The 17,369-nt window shown below is 74.3% G+C and carries 15 protein-coding genes; 9 read left to right on the top strand and 6 right to left on the bottom strand.

Annotated elements, in window-relative coordinates; translation table 11 throughout:
- Positions 1–24 precede the first annotated feature (24 nt).
- Together D7223_RS25490 and D7223_RS25485 are read left to right on the top strand one after the other, a co-directional pair.
- Complete coding sequence (locus tag D7223_RS25490; RefSeq protein WP_120730977.1) at positions 25–2,580, top strand: DUF4118 domain-containing protein; 2,556 nt, start codon at positions 25–27, stop codon at positions 2,578–2,580.
- Positions 2,577–3,260 carry a response regulator gene (locus D7223_RS25485; protein ID WP_120730976.1) on the top strand — a complete coding sequence of 228 codons (684 nt, stop codon included), beginning with the start codon at positions 2,577–2,579 and terminating at the stop codon, positions 3,258–3,260. Before D7223_RS25490 ends, D7223_RS25485 begins: the two co-directional genes overlap by 4 nt.
- A gap of 21 nt (positions 3,261–3,281) precedes the next feature.
- Here D7223_RS25485 and D7223_RS25480 read toward each other — a convergent pair whose 3' ends face one another.
- The gene (locus D7223_RS25480; RefSeq protein WP_186832289.1) at positions 3,282–4,058 is read right to left on the bottom strand and encodes an alpha/beta fold hydrolase; all 777 of its coding nucleotides are present in this window, start codon (positions 4,056–4,058) and stop codon (positions 3,282–3,284) included.
- A 57-nt stretch (positions 4,059–4,115) separates the two neighbouring features.
- Between D7223_RS25480 and D7223_RS25475 the strand changes: the two genes are divergently transcribed.
- Positions 4,116–7,172 (top strand): AfsR/SARP family transcriptional regulator, encoded by a 3,057-nt coding sequence (locus D7223_RS25475; protein WP_120730975.1) that lies wholly within the window; start codon positions 4,116–4,118, stop codon positions 7,170–7,172.
- Here D7223_RS25475 and D7223_RS25470 read toward each other — a convergent pair.
- Both D7223_RS25470 and D7223_RS25465 read right to left on the bottom strand, forming a co-directional pair.
- Complete coding sequence (locus D7223_RS25470; protein WP_120730974.1) at positions 7,169–7,720, bottom strand: dihydrofolate reductase family protein; 552 nt, start codon at positions 7,718–7,720, stop codon at positions 7,169–7,171. The genes D7223_RS25475 and D7223_RS25470 overlap by 4 nt on opposite strands.
- Before the next feature lie 119 nt (positions 7,721–7,839).
- Positions 7,840–8,682, bottom strand: a complete 843-nt coding sequence (locus tag D7223_RS25465; protein WP_120730973.1) for a S1 family peptidase — start codon at positions 8,680–8,682, stop codon at positions 7,840–7,842.
- Positions 8,683–8,984: 302 nt separating this feature from the next.
- Here D7223_RS25465 and D7223_RS33095 point away from each other — a divergent pair, with 302 nt between their 5' ends.
- From D7223_RS33095 to D7223_RS25445, 5 genes are all read left to right on the top strand, one after another.
- Positions 8,985–9,158 (top strand): hypothetical protein, encoded by a 174-nt coding sequence (locus D7223_RS33095; protein WP_186832288.1) that lies wholly within the window; start codon positions 8,985–8,987, stop codon positions 9,156–9,158.
- Entirely contained in the window at positions 9,155–10,159 is a 1,005-nt protein-coding gene (locus D7223_RS25460) for a glycosyltransferase family 4 protein (protein WP_120730972.1), read from the top strand. Before D7223_RS33095 ends, D7223_RS25460 begins: the two co-directional genes overlap by 4 nt.
- A 128-nt stretch (positions 10,160–10,287) precedes the next feature.
- The gene (locus D7223_RS25455; protein ID WP_120730971.1) at positions 10,288–11,424 is read left to right on the top strand and encodes a glycosyltransferase; all 1,137 of its coding nucleotides are present in this window, start codon (positions 10,288–10,290) and stop codon (positions 11,422–11,424) included.
- The gene (locus tag D7223_RS25450; protein ID WP_238162212.1) at positions 11,421–12,470 is read left to right on the top strand and encodes a glycosyltransferase; all 1,050 of its coding nucleotides are present in this window, start codon (positions 11,421–11,423) and stop codon (positions 12,468–12,470) included. Before D7223_RS25455 ends, D7223_RS25450 begins: the two co-directional genes overlap by 4 nt.
- Positions 12,467–13,954, top strand: a complete 1,488-nt coding sequence (locus D7223_RS25445) for a glycoside hydrolase family 130 protein (protein WP_120730970.1) — start codon at positions 12,467–12,469, stop codon at positions 13,952–13,954. Before D7223_RS25450 ends, D7223_RS25445 begins: the two co-directional genes overlap by 4 nt.
- Positions 13,955–14,038: 84 nt before the next feature.
- On the opposite strand, the gene D7223_RS25440 is transcribed toward D7223_RS25445, so the two are convergent.
- The 3 genes from D7223_RS25440 to D7223_RS25430 form a co-directional block, all read right to left on the bottom strand.
- Positions 14,039–14,338, bottom strand: a complete 300-nt coding sequence (locus D7223_RS25440) for a hypothetical protein (RefSeq protein ID WP_186832287.1) — start codon at positions 14,336–14,338, stop codon at positions 14,039–14,041.
- A gap of 176 nt (positions 14,339–14,514) precedes the next feature.
- Entirely contained in the window at positions 14,515–15,333 is an 819-nt protein-coding gene (locus D7223_RS25435) for a SigB/SigF/SigG family RNA polymerase sigma factor (protein WP_120730969.1), read from the bottom strand.
- A 216-nt stretch (positions 15,334–15,549) separates the two neighbouring features.
- Positions 15,550–15,744, bottom strand: a complete 195-nt coding sequence (locus tag D7223_RS25430) for a hypothetical protein (protein ID WP_120730968.1) — start codon at positions 15,742–15,744, stop codon at positions 15,550–15,552.
- Positions 15,745–16,027: 283 nt separating this feature from the next.
- Between D7223_RS25430 and D7223_RS25425 the strand changes: the two genes are divergently transcribed.
- Entirely contained in the window at positions 16,028–17,242 is a 1,215-nt protein-coding gene (locus tag D7223_RS25425) for a PP2C family protein-serine/threonine phosphatase (protein ID WP_120730967.1), read from the top strand.
- The last annotated feature ends 127 nt before the right edge of the window (positions 17,243–17,369 follow it).

Here is a 17,369-nt window from a genome sequence, read left to right as displayed (position 1 = left end):
TCCTTTCTCCTGGAGGGGGTGGGGATGGCGCGGGGTGAGCTGCGGATCTACCTGGGTGCCGCGCCGGGCGTCGGCAAGACGTACGCGATGCTGGAGGAGGCCCACCGGCGGGCCGAACGTGGCACCGACGTGGTGATCGGTCTGGTCGAGACGCACGGCCGGGCGCACACCGCCGCGATGGTCGGCGACCTGGAGCAGGTGCCCCGGCGCACGCTGGTGCACCGGGGCGCCGAGTTCACCGAGTTGGACCTGGACGCGCTGCTGGCCCGGCGGCCCCAGCTGGCCGTGGTCGACGAACTGGCACACACCAACGTGCCCGGCTCGCGCAACTCCAAGCGCTGGCAGGACGTCCACGAGCTGCTCGACGCCGGGATCAGCGTGCTGTCCACGGTCAACGTGCAGCACCTGGAGTCGATCAACGACGTCGTCGCGCAGATCACCGGCACCACCCAGCGGGAGACCGTGCCCGACCAGATCGTCCGCGCCGCCGAGCAGGTCGAGTTGGTCGACATGACGCCGGAGGCGCTGCGCCGCCGGATGGCGCACGGCAACATCTACCGTCCGGACAAGATCGACGCCGCGTTGGGCAACTACTTCCGGGTCGGCAACCTCACCGCCCTGCGCGAACTCGCGCTGCTCTGGCTCGCCGACAAGGTCGACGAGCAGCTCGACGCGTACCGGGCCCAGCAGGGGATCTCCGACACCTGGGAGGCCCGCGAACGGGTCGTCGTCGCGCTCACCGGCGGCCCGGAGGGGGAGACGTTGATCCGCCGGGCGGCCCGGATCGCCGCCCGCAGCAAGGGCGCCGACCTGCTGGCCGTGCACGTGGCGCGCAGCGACGGCCTGGCCGGCGCGGATCCGGCCCAGCTGGCCCGGCAGCGGGTGCTGGTGGAGAGCCTCGGGGGCACCTACCACCACGTGCTCGGCACCGACGTGCCGGCCGCGTTGCTGGACTTCGCGCGGGGGGTGAACGCCACGCAGCTCGTGCTGGGGGCGAGCCGGCGGGGGCGGTTCGCGCAGTTGTTCTCCCGAGGCGTCGGTGTCACCACCACGGCGCTCTCCGGGCCGATCGACGTCCACCTGGTCACCCACCCGGCGGCCGGCCAGGGTAGGCGTGCCGGCGGCGTGCCGGCAGCGCTGTCCCGACGGCGCAGGCTGCTCGGCTTCGCGCTCGCGGTCCTGGGCATGCCGCTGCTCACCCTGGTGCTCCGGGCCCTGCCGGACCTCACCCTGATCAACGACATCCTGCTCTTCCTCGCCGCGGTCGTCGGCGTGGCCCTGGTCGGTGGGCTGTGGCCGGCGCTGGTCGCCGCGCTCGGCGGCTCGCTGCTGCTGAACTGGTTCTTCACCCCGCCGTTCCGCACGCTGACCATCGCCGAGGCGGACAACCTGCTCGCCCTCGGGGTCTTCGTGGGGGTGGCCGTCGCGGTGAGTGGCGTGGTCGACGTCGCCGCCCGGCGCACCCGGGAAGCGGCCCGCGCCTCGGCGGACGCCCAGACGCTGGCCACCGTCGCCGGCAGCGTGCTGCGTGGGGAACGCCCGCTGCCGGCGCTGCTCGACCGGCTGCGGGAGACGTTCGCGCTGCGGGCGGTCAGCGTGCTGGAGTCGGTCAGCGGGGCCGAGGGACGTCCCGGCCGGACCCGGGAGGAGGGCGCCTGGCGGGTGGTGGCGAGCGTCGGTGACACGCCGGCGGGCAGCCCGGGCGGGGGCGAGACGTCGGTGCCGGTGGACGACCGGCTCACCGTCGTGCTCTGTGGACGCCGGTTGGAGGCCGCCGACCGGCGCATCGTCGAGGCGTTCGCCGCGCAGGCCGCCGTCGCGCTCCGCCAGGAACGGCTCGCCGAGGAGGCCGCCACGGCCCGTCCGCTCGCCGAGGCCGACCGCATGCGGACCGCGCTGCTCGCCGCGGTCAGCCACGACCTGCGTACGCCGCTCGCCTCGGCCAAGGCGGCGGTCACCAGCCTGCGCAGCCCCGACGTGGAGTTCGACGACGCGGACCGGGCGGAGCTGCTGGCCACCGCGGAGGAGTCGCTCGACCGGCTCGCCCGCCTGGTGGCGAACCTGCTGGACATGAGCCGGTTGCAGGCGGGGGCGCTGGGGGTGCACCCCACCACCATCGGGCTGGAGGACGCCGTGCCGCGGGCGTTGGACGAGTTGGGTGAGTTGGCCACGGACGTGGCCACCGACATCCCCGCCGATCTGCCCGCCGCGATCGCCGACCCCGGACTGCTGGAACGGGTACTGGTGAACATCGTCGCCAACGCGTTGCGACACAGCCCCGCCGGGCAACCCCCGACCGTCACCGCGAGCGCCCACGCCGGGCAGGTCGAGCTGCGGATCATCGACACCGGGCCGGGCATCCCGGAGGACCAGTGGGAGCACGTCTTCCTGCCGTTCCAACGCCTGGGCGACCGGGACAACCTGACCGGCGTCGGCCTCGGCCTCGCGCTGTCCCGCGGCCTTGCCGAGGCGATGGGTGGCAGCATCACCCCGGAGACCACTCCCGGCGGCGGGCTGACCATGGTGCTGCGGCTGCCCGCCGCCACCGGGACCGGGGCGACGGAAGGACCGCAGCGGTGACCCGCATCCTCGTCGTCGACGACGAACCCCAGATCCTGCGCGCGTTGCACATCAACCTGCGGGCCCGCCGGTACGACGTCGACGTGGCCGCCACCGGCGCCGCCGCGCTGAAGATGGCGGCCAGCCACCCACCCGACCTGGTGGTGCTCGACCTCGGCCTGCCGGACCTCGACGGCATCGAGGTCATCCGGGGGCTGCGCGGCTGGACGACGGTGCCGATCATCGTGCTCTCCGGGCGCGCCGGCAGCGAGGACAAGGTGGCCGCCCTGGACGCCGGGGCGGACGACTACGTGACCAAACCGTTCGGGGTGGACGAGCTGCTGGCCCGGATCCGGGCGGTGACCCGCCGGCTCGGCGCGACCGCCGACGCGGCCGGCGCCTCCGTCCGGGTCGGTCGCCACACCGTCGACCTGGCGGCGCACACGGTCACCCGGGACGACGGTGCGGAGGTCAAGCTGACCCCGACCCAGTGGGGCGTGTTGGAGAAGCTGGTCCGGCATCCCGGCAAGCTGGTGAGCCAGCGTCAGCTCCTGCACGACGTGTGGGGCCCGGAGTACCAGCACGAGACCAACTACCTGCGGCAGTACATGGCCCAGCTGCGCCGCAAGCTGGAGGACGACCCGGCCCGGCCGCGGCACCTGATCACCGAGCCCGGCATGGGGTACCGCTTCCAGCCCTGACCGCCCGCGCGGCGGGGCTCGTCAGCCGTCGAGGAACTCGTCGATCATCGGGGCCAGCCAGTCCGCCCGCTGCGGCACGGTCGTGTGGGTGGTGCCGGGTAGGACGGCCAGCCGGCTGGCCGGCAGGCCGGTGAGGTCACCGACCACCCCGCCGCCGAGCAGCCGGAACATCTCCACCGCGTGCTCCGGCCGGACGATGTCCGAGTCGGCGAGGACCAGCAGCGTAGGCGCGACCAGCGCCCGGATCGCCGACGGGGGCCACCGGGGCGGGTCCGCGTCCAACTTCTTGATCTTCGCGACCAGCGCCGGCCATCCGGTCGGGTCGGGGGCCGTGCGCAGGTACTCCTCGTGCAGCTCCGAGCCGTGCAGGTGCTCCGGTTCCAGGTGCGCGATGCCGTCCAGCAGGCCCGGGTGCAGGCCGCCGGCGTCGAAGGCGACCGAGGCCAGCACCAGGCGGCCGACGCGGTGCGGATGGTCGGTGCCCAGGCGCAGCGCCACCGCCGCGCCCATGCTCCAGCCGAACACGTCCGCCACCGCCACGTCGAGATGGTCGAGCAGGGCGACCACGTCGGCGGCGAACCCGTCGACGGTCAACGGACGGTCCGCGTCGGGGGTGTGCGCGTGGGCCTGGAACTCGACCGCGAGCACCCGCCGGCCGCCGGCCAGCGCCGGCAGGATCGCGCCGAACGAGGTGCCGATCCCGGACAGGGCGCCGTGCAGCAGCACGAGCGGTCGGCCGGGACCGTCGCCGTGCCACTCGTGGTACATGGACAGACCGTTCACCGGTGCGTACGCCATGGCCTCACCCTGCGCCGCGACACTTACGACCCGCTTACCGCGGGTAGGGTGGCCGGCATGCGTTTCGGCGTCCTCGGGCCGCTCGCCGTCGCCACCGACGCGGGCTCCCCGGTCACCGTGCCGGGCGCCAAGGTGCGGGTGCTGCTGGCCGACCTGCTCGCGCACCGCAACCAGGTCGTCTCCACCGGCCGCCTGATCGACGACCTCTGGGGTGACGCCCCACCGGCGAACGCGGCCGGCGCCCTCCAGGTCCGGGTGTCCCAGTTGCGCAGGGCGCTCGACGACGCCGAACCCGGCGCCCGGGACCTGATCGAGTCGCGCGCCCCCGGTTACCTGCTGCGCACCGACGCGGTCGACGCCGAGCGGTTCACCGCGCTGGCCGCCGAGGACGACGTGCACAGCCTCGCCGAGGCGCTCGGCTTGTGGCGGGGCGAGCCGTACGCGGACGTGGCCGACGAGCAGTGGGTGCGCGCCGAGGTGACCCGGCTGGCCGAGGCCCGGCTGGCGGTGCACGAGAAGCTCGCCGCCGCCCGGCTGGCCCGCGGCGAGCACGTGCTGGTCACGGCCGACCTGGCCGAGCTGGTCAGCCGGCACCCGCTGCGGGAGGGGCTGCGGGCACTGCACATCCGGGCCCTCTACGCGGCCGGCCGCCAGTCCGAGGCGCTGGACAGCTACGCCGACCTGCGGCACCGGCTCGCCGACGAGCTGGGCCTCGACCCCGGCCCGGACCTGGTCGCGCTGCACCGGAAGATCCTGGCGCAGGACGCGGCGCTGACCCCGCCGCCGGCCGCCGCGCGGATCCGCAACAGCATGCCGGCCCGGCTGGACGAGCTGGTCGGCCGGGCCGAGGCACTCGCCGAACTGCGTGCCCTCGTACCGGAGCGGCGGCTGGTCACCCTGGTCGGGCCGGGCGGGGTCGGCAAGACCCGGCTGGCCACCGAGGTCGCCCGCGAGCAGGCCTTCCCCGACGGTGTGCGGCTGGTCGAGCTGACCGCGTTGCGTCCCGGCGAGACCGGCGTCGCCGACCTGGTGCTGGCCGCGCTGGACGTCCGCGAGGTCGCCGGGACCGGCGGCACCGCCGGCGACCACCTGGTGGCGGCGCTGCGCCACCGGCGGACCCTGCTGGTGCTGGACAACTGCGAGCACGTCGTCGAGCCGGCCGCGACGCTGGTCGCCCGGCTGCTGCGGGAGGCACCGGAGGTGACCGTGCTGGCGACCAGCCGGGAACCGCTCGGCCTCGCCGGGGAGCTGCTCTGGGAGGTGCGACCGCTACCCGTACCGACCGAGGAGTCGGACCTCGACGCGGTCCGCCGGTCGGCGGCGGCCCGGTTGTTCGCGGCCCGGGCCGCCGCGCAGCAGCGCGGCTTCCACCTGGACGAGCGGACCGCGCCGGCCGTCGCGCAGCTCTGCCGCCGCCTCGACGGCCTGCCGCTGGCGTTGGAACTGGCCGCGCGGCGGGTACGCGCGCTCGGCCTGGCCGGCGTGGTCGAGCGGCTGGACGACCGGTTCCGCCTGCTGGGTACGACGCAGCGGGACGTGCCGGTCCGGCAACGCACCCTGACCGCGGTGATCGGGTGGAGCTGGGACCTGCTCGCCGCGCACGAGCGGACGGTGCTGTCCCGGCTGGCGGTGCACCCGGACGGCTGCCCGCCGGAGGCCGCCGAGGCGGTCTGCGGCGCCGACCTCGACGTGCTGTCCGCACTGGTCGACCGGTCGCTGCTGGTGCTGGACACCGCCGGCCCGACACCGCGCTACCGGCTGCTGGAGTCGGTCGCCGCGTACGCGTTGGAGCGGCTCGACCCCACCGACCCGGTGCGGGCGCGGCACGCCACCTACTGGACGGAGTGGGCGGAGCGGGTCGATCCGCTGCTGCGCGGCCCCGGCCAGCGGGAGTGGCTGGCCCGCCTGGACGCCGAGACCGGCAACCTGCGCGCGGCCCTGGCCCACGGCGGGGGCCTGCGGCTGGCCAACGCCCTGACCTGGTACTGGTTCCTCCGTGGCCGGCTCTCCGAGGCTCGCCGCGCGCTGGCGTCCGACGGCGAGGGCGATGCCGCGACGCGGGCCGAGGCGGCGGTGTGGCGGGTCGGGTTCGCGTTGCTCCACGGCGAGCGGGTGCCGGACGCCGAGGTCGACGTCGCGTTGGCCGGGCACGCCGACGGCAGGGCCACCTGGTTCGTGGCCGCCGCGCTGCTGGAGAGCCACGACCGGACGCGCGTGGCCGGCCTGCTGGACCGGGCCCTCGCCGCCGGCACCGACCCCTGGGTCGAGGCGGCCGTGTCGGTGACCCGGGCCATGCTCGCCCACGCGGCCAGCGACGTCGCCGAGCTGGATCGTGCCGCCAACCGGGCGGCCGCCGGATTCGCCGAGCTTGGCGACGGGTGGGGCCGGTCGCAGGCGACCGACTGGCTGGGCGGGCTGGCCGAGCTGACCGGTGACCACGAACGGGCGATCGCCCTGCACCGGGAGGGCCTGCGCTGGGCCGAGGAGTTGGGGCTCTGGCCGGAGGTCGGGTCCAAACTGTCCTGGTTGGCCTGGCTCGCCGTGCAGACCCGGGACCACGACACGGCGTGGGAACTGGCCGGGCGCGCGTACCGGCTGGCCGTCGAGCAGGACTCCCCGGCCGCCCTGGTCTTCGCCGAGCTGGGCCTCGGCTTCGCCGCCCGCCGCATCGGGAAGCTCGACGTGGCCACCACCCACCTGGAACGGCTGGTGGAACAGGGTGGGGACGACGCGCTGCACCTGCCGATGGTGCTCACCGAGCTGGCGTACGCCGTCGCCGAACAGGGGGACGGTGACCGGGCGCGGTCGCTGCACGCTCGGGCGTTCGACGTTTCCGTCGTCATCGACGCGCCCCGGGACGCCTGCGGCGCCCTCGAAGGGCTCGCGTCGGCGGTTGCGGACCCGCGGGTCGGAGCGCGGATGCTCGGCGCGGCGCACGCCGCCCGGGAGGCGGCGGAGGCGCCGGTCGCCCCGGCCAAACAGGACGAGATCGACCGTACGACGGCACGGCTGGTCGCGGCGCTCGGCGCGGACGGGTTCGCCGCCGCGTACGCCGCCGGACGCGACCTGGGCCCGGGCGAGGCCCGGGCCCTGGTCCCACCGCTGCCGGTCTAGCCGGCGGCCGGCGTGTAGGTCGCGACGATCACGCCGTTCTTGAAGACCTTCGTGTCCGCCAGGGCCAGCGTGGTGGGCGTGTTCGGCAGCGGGGCGGAGACCGACGGGCCACCGACCAGCACCGGGTGGATCCAGAACCGCACCTCGTCCACCAGGCCGGCCTTGACCAGCGTGTCGGTGAGCACGCCGTAGCCGTACATCAGGATGTCCCTGCCCTCGGCGGCCTTCAGCGCGGTGACCGCCTCGATCACGTCGCCCTGGAGCACCTCGCTGTTCCTCCACTCCGCGGTGGTCAGGGTGGTCGAGGCGACGTACTTCTTCACGTTGTTGAAGTAGGCGGCGCCGGTGGTCGGGTCGTTCTCGTCCCGGGTCGGCCAGGACGCGGCGAAGCCCTCGTAGGTGTGCCGGCCGAGCAGCAGCGCGTCGGCCGCGTCGGTCTGCGAGCCGGCGAAGGCGGAGGCCTCGTCGTCGAAGTACGGCATGGTCCACATCGGGTTCTCGATCACGCCGTCGAGGGTGATGTAGGTCGAGTTGATGATCCTGCGCATCGGGGTTCCTCCTGGCTTCGGGTGCCTCGTTCGACAACCAGGACTCTGCCCGAGGTCGCTTACGGTTCGCTTCAGGTGCCCTTACCCGGGCCGGTCGGGTCTGGTCTGGTCTGGTCTGGTCAGGGGATGGTCACCCGGTACGCGGCGAGGATCTCCCCGATCGGCTGGTAGTAGGTCGTGCCGCCGCTGGTGCAGTTGCCGCTGCCACCGGAGAGGACGCCGAGGACGGTGCCGTTCGCCGCCGAGTAGAGCGGGCCGCCGCTGTCGCCGGGCTCGGCACAGATGTTGGTGCGGATGAGCCCGGAGACGCTGCCCTGGGCGTAGTTCACCGTCTGGTTGAGCCCGGTGACCGTGCCGCACCGGACGCCGGTGGTGGAGCCGCTGCGACAGACTGCCTGGCCGACGAACGCGGTGCCGGGGCCGTTGATGGTGACCGTGCCGGGATAGGTGTACACGGCGCTGGGGTGGCTGATCGTGCCGGTGTAGCGCACGATGCCGTAGTCGTTGCCGGGGAAGCTGCTGCCGGCGCGGCTGCCGAGCACGGTGGTCTGGCCGCTGTTGGCGTACCAGGTCGCCGCGTTGCGGGTGCAGTGCCCGGCGGTGACGAAGTAGTAGGTGGTGCCGCTGCGCACGTTCGCGCCGAGGGAGCAGCGCCCGCCGCCGCCGTAGATCGCCTGCCCGCCGGCGATGAGCAGCCGCAGCCGGCCCGGTTCCCGGCGGAACACCGCGCCGGCCCGGTCGGCGACGGCGCGCAGCGCCCGGGCCTGGGCCGCGCTGACCGACTCGTCGGCGGTCAGGGTCGTCCGGCCGGTCGCCGGGTCGAGGCCCCAGGCGGTGCCGGCGGTGGTGACCGCGGCCAGGGCGGTCGGGTCGGGCGCGGTGCCGGTCCGGTGGTGCGCGGCGGCGGGGGCGGCGGGCAGCAGCAGGGCGAGGGTGAGGGCGACGAGCGGAAGACGACGCATCGAGGTACTTCCAATCGTGAGCTGTCGATGTAACTGACAGCATCCCTTCCGGATGCGGTGAGTTCAACCTCCCGGCCGCCGGTCACGTGCGGATCCGCGCAGGTAGGCGTACGGTGAACAGGTCGCCCGGGTCCCCCGATGGGGCCGCCGGTGCCATCGCCGCAGCGTCGCCAGAGGCGTTGACCGTTCGCCATCGATCGCGACGGCACGTCCGTCCGGACGGCCGGTGATGGACCGACCGGCCCGTCACACCGCCGTCCGTGAGCAGCACCGTCGCGGACGGCCCCACGAGGGAGCACCCGATGAGGATCGCCCGGCACCGAATCGTCAGCACGCTACGCGAGCGCGGCCAGCAGGCCAGGGCCGACTGGGTCGAGCGCGAACTGCCCGAGCGGGTCGACCCGGCCAAGCACACCGGGCTGCTCGCCACCCTGCGTCTCGACCCGGCCGACCTCGCCGACGCACCGTCCCCGTGAGGGTGGCGCTGCTCGGCCCGGTCGCCTGGCGTACGCCTCCGCACCACTACGGCCCCTGGGAGCAGGTCACCGGCCTGCTCGCCGAGGGGCTGGTCACCCGGGGCGTCGACGTGACCCTCTTCGCGACGCTGGACTCGGTGACCTCGGCCGCGCTGGACGGCGTGTGCCCCCGTGGGTACGCCGACGCCCCGGACCTGGACGGCCGGGTGTGGGAGGCGATGCACGTCTCGCACGCGATGGCCCGCTCGGCGGAGTTCGACCTGGTGCACAACCACCTCGACTGGCTGCCACTCGCCTTCGCCGCGCACTGCGCCGCCCCGCTGCTCACCACCGTGCACGGCTTCTCCGGCGCGGGCATCCTCCCGGCGTACGCCCGGGCCCGCTCGTCGTACGTGTCTATCTCCGACGCCGACCGGAGCGCCGAACTCGACTACGTCGCCACGGTGCACCACGGCGTCGACCTCACCGGGCTGCCGTTCGCCCCGGACGCCGGTCCCGGACTGGCCGTCCTCGGCCGGATCCACCCGGACAAGGGCACCCACACCGCCATCGAGATCGCCCGCCGCGCCGGCCGGCCGCTGACCATCTGCGGCATCGTGCAGGACGAGCGGTACTTCGCCGAGGAGGTGGCCCCGCACGTCGACGGCGACCAGGTCGTCTACCTCGGGTCGGTCGGCCCCCGGCGCCGCGCCGAGGTGCTGGGCGCCAGCGCCGCCCTGCTGCACCCGATCTCCTTCGACGAGCCGTTCGGGCTGTCGGTGGTGGAGTCGATGGCCTGCGGCACGCCGGTCGTCGCGTACGCCCGCGGGTCGATGCCGGAGGTGGTCGACGAGGGGGTGACCGGCTTCCTCGTGCACACCGTCGAGCAGGCCGTCGACGCGGTCACCCGGGCGGCGGGCCTGGACCGGGCCGACTGCGCGGCGCGGGCCCGGCAACGCTACGCGGCCGACCGGATGGTCACCGACTACCTGGCCGTCTATGCGGACGTCGCCGGCCGCTGACTCGCCCGGCGCCCGTCGACCCGAATCCGTTCCGCCGGCCACACACGCTGGCCGGCGTGCGCCGTCACCGCGTGAGGTCGTCCCGCCAACCCCGGCGGGCGGCCGACGACCGGAAGGCACCGACACCCATGCCCAGTTACGGATTCCTCAGCACCCACCCGCCGACCCGGTGCGGCCTGGCCACCTTCAACGCGGCGCTCGCCGCCCACCTGACCGCCGACGGCACGCGCGGCGGCATCGTGCGGGTCACCGACCACGGTGACGACCAGCAGGCCGGCCCGGAGGTGGCGCACACCTGGTCGTCGCACACCCCGGCCGGCTGGCGGGACGCGGCCGCCGTCCTGAACACCTTCGACGTGGCCGTCGTGCAACACGAGTACGGCATCTACCCCGGCGCCGACGGGGAGGACGTCCTGCCGCTGCTGCGCCGGTTGACCGTGCCGAGCATCGTGGTCCTGCACACCGTGCTGCGCCGGCCGTCGGCCCGGCAGCGGTCCCTGCTGGAGCAGATCGTCACCGCCGCCGGGGCGGTCGTCACGATGACCGACACGGCCCGCGACCGGCTGCTGGTCGGCTACACCGTACGACCGGACAAGGTCACCGTCATCCCGCACGGCGCTGCCGAGCACGTCGGCGCACCCGCCGACCGCCGTACCCGCCCGCACCTGCTGACCTGGGGGCTGCTCGGCCCCGGCAAGGGCATCGAGTGGTCGTTGCGGGCCCTCGCGCGGTTGCAGGACCTCGACCCGACTCCCACCTACACCGTCGCCGGCCGCACCCACCCGAAGGTGATCGAGCACCACGGTGAGGCGTACCGGGCGGGGCTGCACCAGCTCGGCGCGCAGTTGGGCGTCGCCCACGCGGTGGACTACCAGGACGTTTACCACGACCAGCAGACCCTCGGCCGGCTGGTCCGCTCCGCCGACGTGGTGGTGCTGCCGTACGACTCCCGGGAGCAGGTCACCTCCGGTGTGCTCATCGAGGCGGTGGCCGCCGGGGTGCCGGTGGTGGCGACGGCGTTCCCGCACGCCGTCGAGCTGCTCGACGGCGGCCCCGGTCTGGTCGTACGCCATCAGGATCCGGTGGCGCTGGCCGCCGCGATCCGGCGGGTGCTGACCGAGCCGGGCCTGGTCGCCCGGCTGGCCGGCCGGGTCCGGCCGCTGGCCGCGGACCTGCGCTGGCCGGCGGTGGCCGCCCGCTACGGCGCCCTCGCCGACGGGCTGGTCGCGGACCGCGCCTTCGCGGTCAGCGCGGCGTCGGCGTGACCGCGACCACCGGCCTGCCCCGCCCGCCGGGACGCGGTGGCCGGGCCGCGCCCCGGCCGAGCTTCACCCACCTGAGCCGGTTGAGCGACGACACCGGCCTGTTCGAGCACGCCCGGCACGCCATCGTCCGCCGGGAACACGGTTACTGCACCGACGACGTCGCGCGGGGCCTGGTGGTCACCAGCCGGGAGCCGGAGCCGGGTGGGGAGGTGCTCCGGCTCGCCGAGCGGTACCTGGCCTTCCTGACCCACGCCCAGGACGCGGCCGGCGCCTTTCACAACCGGCTCGGCCACGACCGGCGCTGGACCGACCAGCCCGGGCTCGGCGACTGGTGGGGCCGGGCGCTCTGGGGGCTGGGCACCGCCGCGGCCCGCAGCCCCGCCGCGTGGATCCGGGAGGAGGCGCTGGTCGCCTTCAGCCGGGGCGCCACCCGGCGCTCCCCGGCGCCGCACGCGATGGCCTTCGCCGGGCTCGGTGCCGCCGAGGTGCTCCGCCGTCATCCGGCCCACGCCGCCGCGGCCGCGCTGCTGACCGACGCGGCCACCACCATCGGCGGCCCCGGAACCGACCCGCGGTGGCCCTGGCCGGCGCCGCGACTGACGTACGCCTCCGCGGCGCTGGCCGAGGTCGTCATCGCGGCCAGCCAACTGCGCCACGACGGCCCGCCCCTCGACGGCGGGCTGCGGATGCTGGCCTGGCTACGCGACGTCCAGCAGCGTGACGGGAACCTGTCGGTGGTGCCCGCCGGTGGCTGGCGGCGGGACGGGGTGCGGCCCCGCCACGACCAGCAACCGATCGAGGTCGCCGCCTTCGCCGACGCGTGCGCCACCGCCGCCACCGTCACCGGCGACCCCGGCTGGGAGACCGGGGTACGGCAGGCGGTCGGGTGGTTCCTGGGCGACAACGACGTCGGCACCCCGATGTGGGACCCGGAGACCGGCGGCGGCTACGACGGGTTGACCGCGCACGGGCCCAACCTCAACCAGGGCGCCGAGTCCACCCTGGCCCTGATCGCCACCCTGCAACACGCCCGGCGCTGGTCGTGACCGGGGTCCGGGCGGTCCGGCAGGACCGTACCCTCGTCCCGGACGCCCGCCGGGTCATCGTCAAGCTCTTCGTCCCCGGTGAGGACGACGCCGTGGTCCGCAACCGGGCCGGTGCGCTCATCGACCGGGTCGCGCACCTCGACGACGCGGAGACCGGCCGGCTGCTGCGGGACACCTTCGACCGCTTCGGCACCCGGCACCGGGACCTGGATGGCACCTTCCACCACCACCACGACCTGGTCCGGCACCGCATCGCCCGGCACCAGGACCTTTCCCCCACCACCCGGTTGCTGGTCGGCGCCTACTTCAGCCACGAGTACGCGGTCGAGGCCGCCGCGCTGTGCAACCCGTCGATGGTGGCCCACCCGGACCAGACCGGCCTGGCCGCCGGGCAGCTCCGCGTCGCGGTCAGCCTGCGCCAGATCGGCGAGGGACACCTGTCGTCGATCGGCTTCGCCTCCGCCGTCCTCGGGCCCGGCCGCCGGCTCGCCGTCGCCGAGCGGTCCGGCCCGCTGGTCCTCGGGCAGCGGGTGGCCGTGGCGCACCGTCGGGACCTGCTCGCCGCCGGCCTGGCCGAGGAGGAACGCGACAACGAGGTCACCGCCACCGTGCTGGACGCCCTGCCCGACCGGTACGACGAGGCGACCTTCGAGCGGGTGCTCGGCAGCCTGCCACCGGACCTGCTCTCCCGCACCAACGGGCCGCGCACCCTGGAACACCTGCGGCGCATCGACGCCGCCAGCTACGCCACGGCCTTCCCCGCCGACACCGAGCTGCACCAACGGGTGCTCTGGCCGGGCGTCCCGGCGGAGAGCAACGGTCTGGAGGACGCCCGGTTCGTCAGGTTCACCGGCGACTCCGGGCCGGTGTACCGGGCCACCTACACCGCGTACGACGGGCGGCGGATCGCCAGCCGCGCGCTGGCCAGTGGGGACCTGCGCCGCTTCGAGGCCACCCCGATGCGGGGGCCGGGCGTCCGCAACAAGGGGGTCGCGCTGTTCCCCCGTACCGTCGGCGGCCGGCACCTGGCCCTGTGCCGTACCGACGGCGAGACCCTCGGCCTGACCTGCCTGGACGACGAGAACCGGTGGGCGGCACCGGTGCCGCTGCACGCACCCCGGGACAGCTGGGAGCTGATCCAGGTCGGCAACTGCGGGTCACCGGTGGAAACCGAGGCCGGCTGGCTGGTGCTCACCCACGGCGTCGGGCCGATGCGCCGGTACGCCATCGGCGCGCTCCTGCTCGACCTGCGCCGGCCGGAACGGGTGCTCGCGCGGCTGCCCGGTGCGCTGCTGAGCCCCGAGGAGGCCGACCGCGACGGGTACGTGCCGAACGTCGTCTACTCCTGCGGTGCGCTCGTCCACGACGGGGAGTTGTGGCTGCCGTACGGGGCGGGCGACGCCCGGGTCGGCTTCGCCACCGTGCCGGTGGCCGACCTCGTCGCGGCGATGGAGGAGACCCCGCCGGACGGCCGGGCCGGGTGACCGGCGTCGTCGTCGCGTCCGAGATGTCCAGGCATGCCGCCGCCCGGTCGCGGATGCGACCGGGCGGCGGGAAGGTGCCTACGCTCAGTTGTGGGTGGAGCGGCTGCCGGACTTGGCCAGCCCGCGGCTGACCAGGTAACCGATCGTCAGCATCACCACGTACAGCCAGGCACGGTCGGCGCGGAAGAAGTCGCCGCCGGCGCCGTTGTCACCGTTGCCGTTGCCGTCCACCACGAGGGAGGCGATCAGCACGCCCAGGACGACGACGACGTAGGCGATGAACTCGGTGGTCTTCCAGGCCGGCTTGGTCTCGTCGTGGGTGCGGCGCAGCTCGGTGGCGGTCGCGTTGGCGTCGCGCCGGGTGGTGGCGGTGGGGGACGTCATGAGGTGCTCCTGGTTATCGGATGCGCGCAGGGGTGCGCGGACCGTACGGTCCGCCCGGCTGGCGCGATGCCCTCGGGCATCGGAAGGATTCGGTTCTGGTCACGGAGACCGGGTGACCACCGGTGGCTGTCTACTGTGTATGGTGCCCTGGCTCGCCGTCGGTAAACCCGTGCGGGTCAGGCACGGTCCTCGGCCAGGTGCCGGCGCAGCGTGGCCAGCGACCGGGTGATGAGCCGGGACACGTGCATCTGCGAGACGCCGATCCGCTCGGCTATCTCGGCCTGGGTGAGGTTGCCGTGGAAGCGCAGGCTGAGGATCCGCTGCTCGCGCTCCGGCAGGGTGGCGAGTGCCGGGCTGAGCGCGAGACGGATCTCGACCAGGTCGAGGTCGTGGTCGAGGCCGCCGAGGGTGTCGCCGAGTTCGGTGGTGCTGTCCGCGCCGGTGGGGGTGGACAGCGAGGTCGCGCGATAGGCGCGGGCACCCTCCAGCCCTTCCAGGACGGCCTCCTCGGACAGGTCGAGGTAGGCCGCGATGTCGGCCACCGTCGGCGAACGGCCCAACGTGTGGCTCAGGGTGCCGTTGGCCTCGCTGATCGACAGGCGCAGCTCCTGCAGCCGACGGGGTACCCGGATGGCCCAGGTGCGGTCCCGGAAGTAACGCTTGATCTCGCCCACGACGGTGGGGATGGCGTACCCGGTGAAGTCCACGCCCCGGGTGGGGTCGAAGTGGTCGACGGCCTTGATCAGGCCGACCACCGCGGTCTGGGTCAGGTCCTCGTCCGGTACGCCGCGTCCGCCGTAGCGGCGCGCCAGGTGGCGGGCGAGGGGCAACCACGCCTCGATGGTGCGGTCGCGCAGCGCCGCCCGACCGGGATCGTCGACCGGAGTGGCCGCCATCGCGGCCAGGAGGTCGTCGGCGCTGGCGGTGCCGTGGGCACTGCTGCGCTGGCCGAAGCGGGTGCCGGTCGTCGGTTCGGTGGCGGTGGTGGTGACCATGGAATGGTCCTTCCGGCGCGTGCCCGTCGGATCGGAGCGATCGGAAGATCTCCGAACCGGCTGCCGCCGGAGCGCACACACGGGCAGGTGCGCTGTCGCAAGGCCCACGATCACGGGCCTCGCCACCGCGTCATGTCGTACTGCTATGCCGCGAACGCTACCGGAAAGGTTGGCCAATTGCTAGCCGAAAGGATGATGTCGCCCTGGCCGATCGGGTCAGGAGTGTGACGTGGGGCGATCGCCGGGGGCAGCCGGGTGTCCCGCCGGGGCGGCCGGCGACACCGCGAAGGGGTGGCGAAGGCGGCGCATGGCCTCCTCGCTGTCGTCGCGACTCACGCCCGGTGCGTCGAGCCCGTCGGTGGTCGGCACCGAAACGAACAGGGCCGAGCCGTAGTTGCCGTTCAACGTCATGCAGAGATCCTTCTGAGTAGCGGAACACATCTGATCGCAGGAGGCTCCCGCCGTGCCGACGCTCTGGGGCCCGGCGCTCTCGCGGGGCTGCGTCGCGGTGGTGCGGGGCCGCGTTGCGGTGTTCCGGAATCGCGGGCGACCGCCCGTCTGTACCGACCATACCCCTCCCGGCGTCCGTCATGCGCCCTGGAGAGGGTTCGCGGCCGCATCGGGTGCCGGTGGCGCAATTGGCAGGACGGCCACCGCACTCCTACGGTGTGGGGAGACACGGGGGAGGTGGAGATTGGTCGACGCGGGCGATGCGGTGCGTTGGCTCCAGCTCACCGCGCCCCGCGGTGGGCCGGACGACCTGTCCCAACTCGTCGCGCGTGCCGCCCCGGCGATCGGCGCGAGCGAGATCGTGATCTACCTGGCCGACTACGCGCAGTCCGACCTCGTGCCGTTGCTCGACGCCGGCCTGGTCCGGGACCGGCTGTCGATCGAGACGACGCTGGCGGGGCGGGCGTTCACCAGCCTGGAACTCCAGTGCGCGGCCGACGATCCGGACCGGATCTGGATACCCCTGCTCGTCGGCTGCGAGCGGATCGGTGTGCTGGAGGTCGTCTCCCCGGCCGCGGAGGATCCGACGTTGGAGGGGGCGGCCCGGGAGTTGGCGGTCCACGTCGCGCACCTGCTGGCGAACCGGCGGGCCTACGGCGACGTGGTCGAGCGGCTGCGGCGTCGGCTACCCATGCAGGTCGCGGCCGAGATCGTCTGGGGACTGCTGCCGCCGCTGACCTTCGCGACCGACGACCTGGTGATCACCGCCATCCTCGAACCGTGCTACGACGTCGGCGGTGACGTCTTCGACTACGCGCTCAACGGTGACGTGCTCAGCGTCGGGCTGTTCGACACCTGCGGGCACGGCATCCGGGCGAGCAGCCTGGCCTCACTCGTGGTCAGCGCCTACCGCAACGCACGCCGGTGCGGTCTCGACCTGGTGGACACGGCGATCAGCATCGACCGGTGGGTGCGCTCCGAGCACCCGAACATGTTCGCCACCGCGCTGCTGGCCGAACTGGATCGGCGGACCGGCCGACTGCACATGATCAACGCCGGTCACCCCGGCGCGCTGCTGCTGCGCGACGGCAAGGCGATCCGGGAACTGCCCGGCCCGACCGCGCTGCCGCTCGGCCTCGGTCATCTGACGTCCCGCCGGCCCCGGGTGCACGAGGAGAACCTGCACCCGGGTGACCGCCTGCTGGCCTACACCGACGGCATCACCGACGCGCGGAACGAGGACCGGGAGCAGTTCGGGGTGGACCGCCTCGTCGACTTCGTGAACCGCGCCCTCAACGACCGGCTGCCCAGCCCGGAGACGATGCGCCGCCTGGTCCGCGCCGTCGTGGCCTACCAGGACGACGAACTCGACGACGACGCCACGGCGATGTTCCTGGAGTGGCGCCCGCCGCACACGCCGCTCGCCCACCTGGGCGACCTCGCCGCCACCGGCCCCTGATCCGACCCGTCGACCGCGACCCGAGCCGGAGTGCCGCGTGGCGCTACCCGTGCGGGGTGGTCATCCGTACGCCGGTGAGGTCTTCGGGGCCGCGGCCTCGTCGATCCGGCGGCGCAGGGCTCGTGGG

This window comes from Micromonospora endolithica (assembly GCF_003626595.1).
Lineage (GTDB): Bacteria > Actinomycetota > Actinomycetes > Mycobacteriales > Micromonosporaceae > Micromonospora > Micromonospora endolithica.
This window is presented reverse-complemented; position numbering and strand designations above follow the sequence as displayed.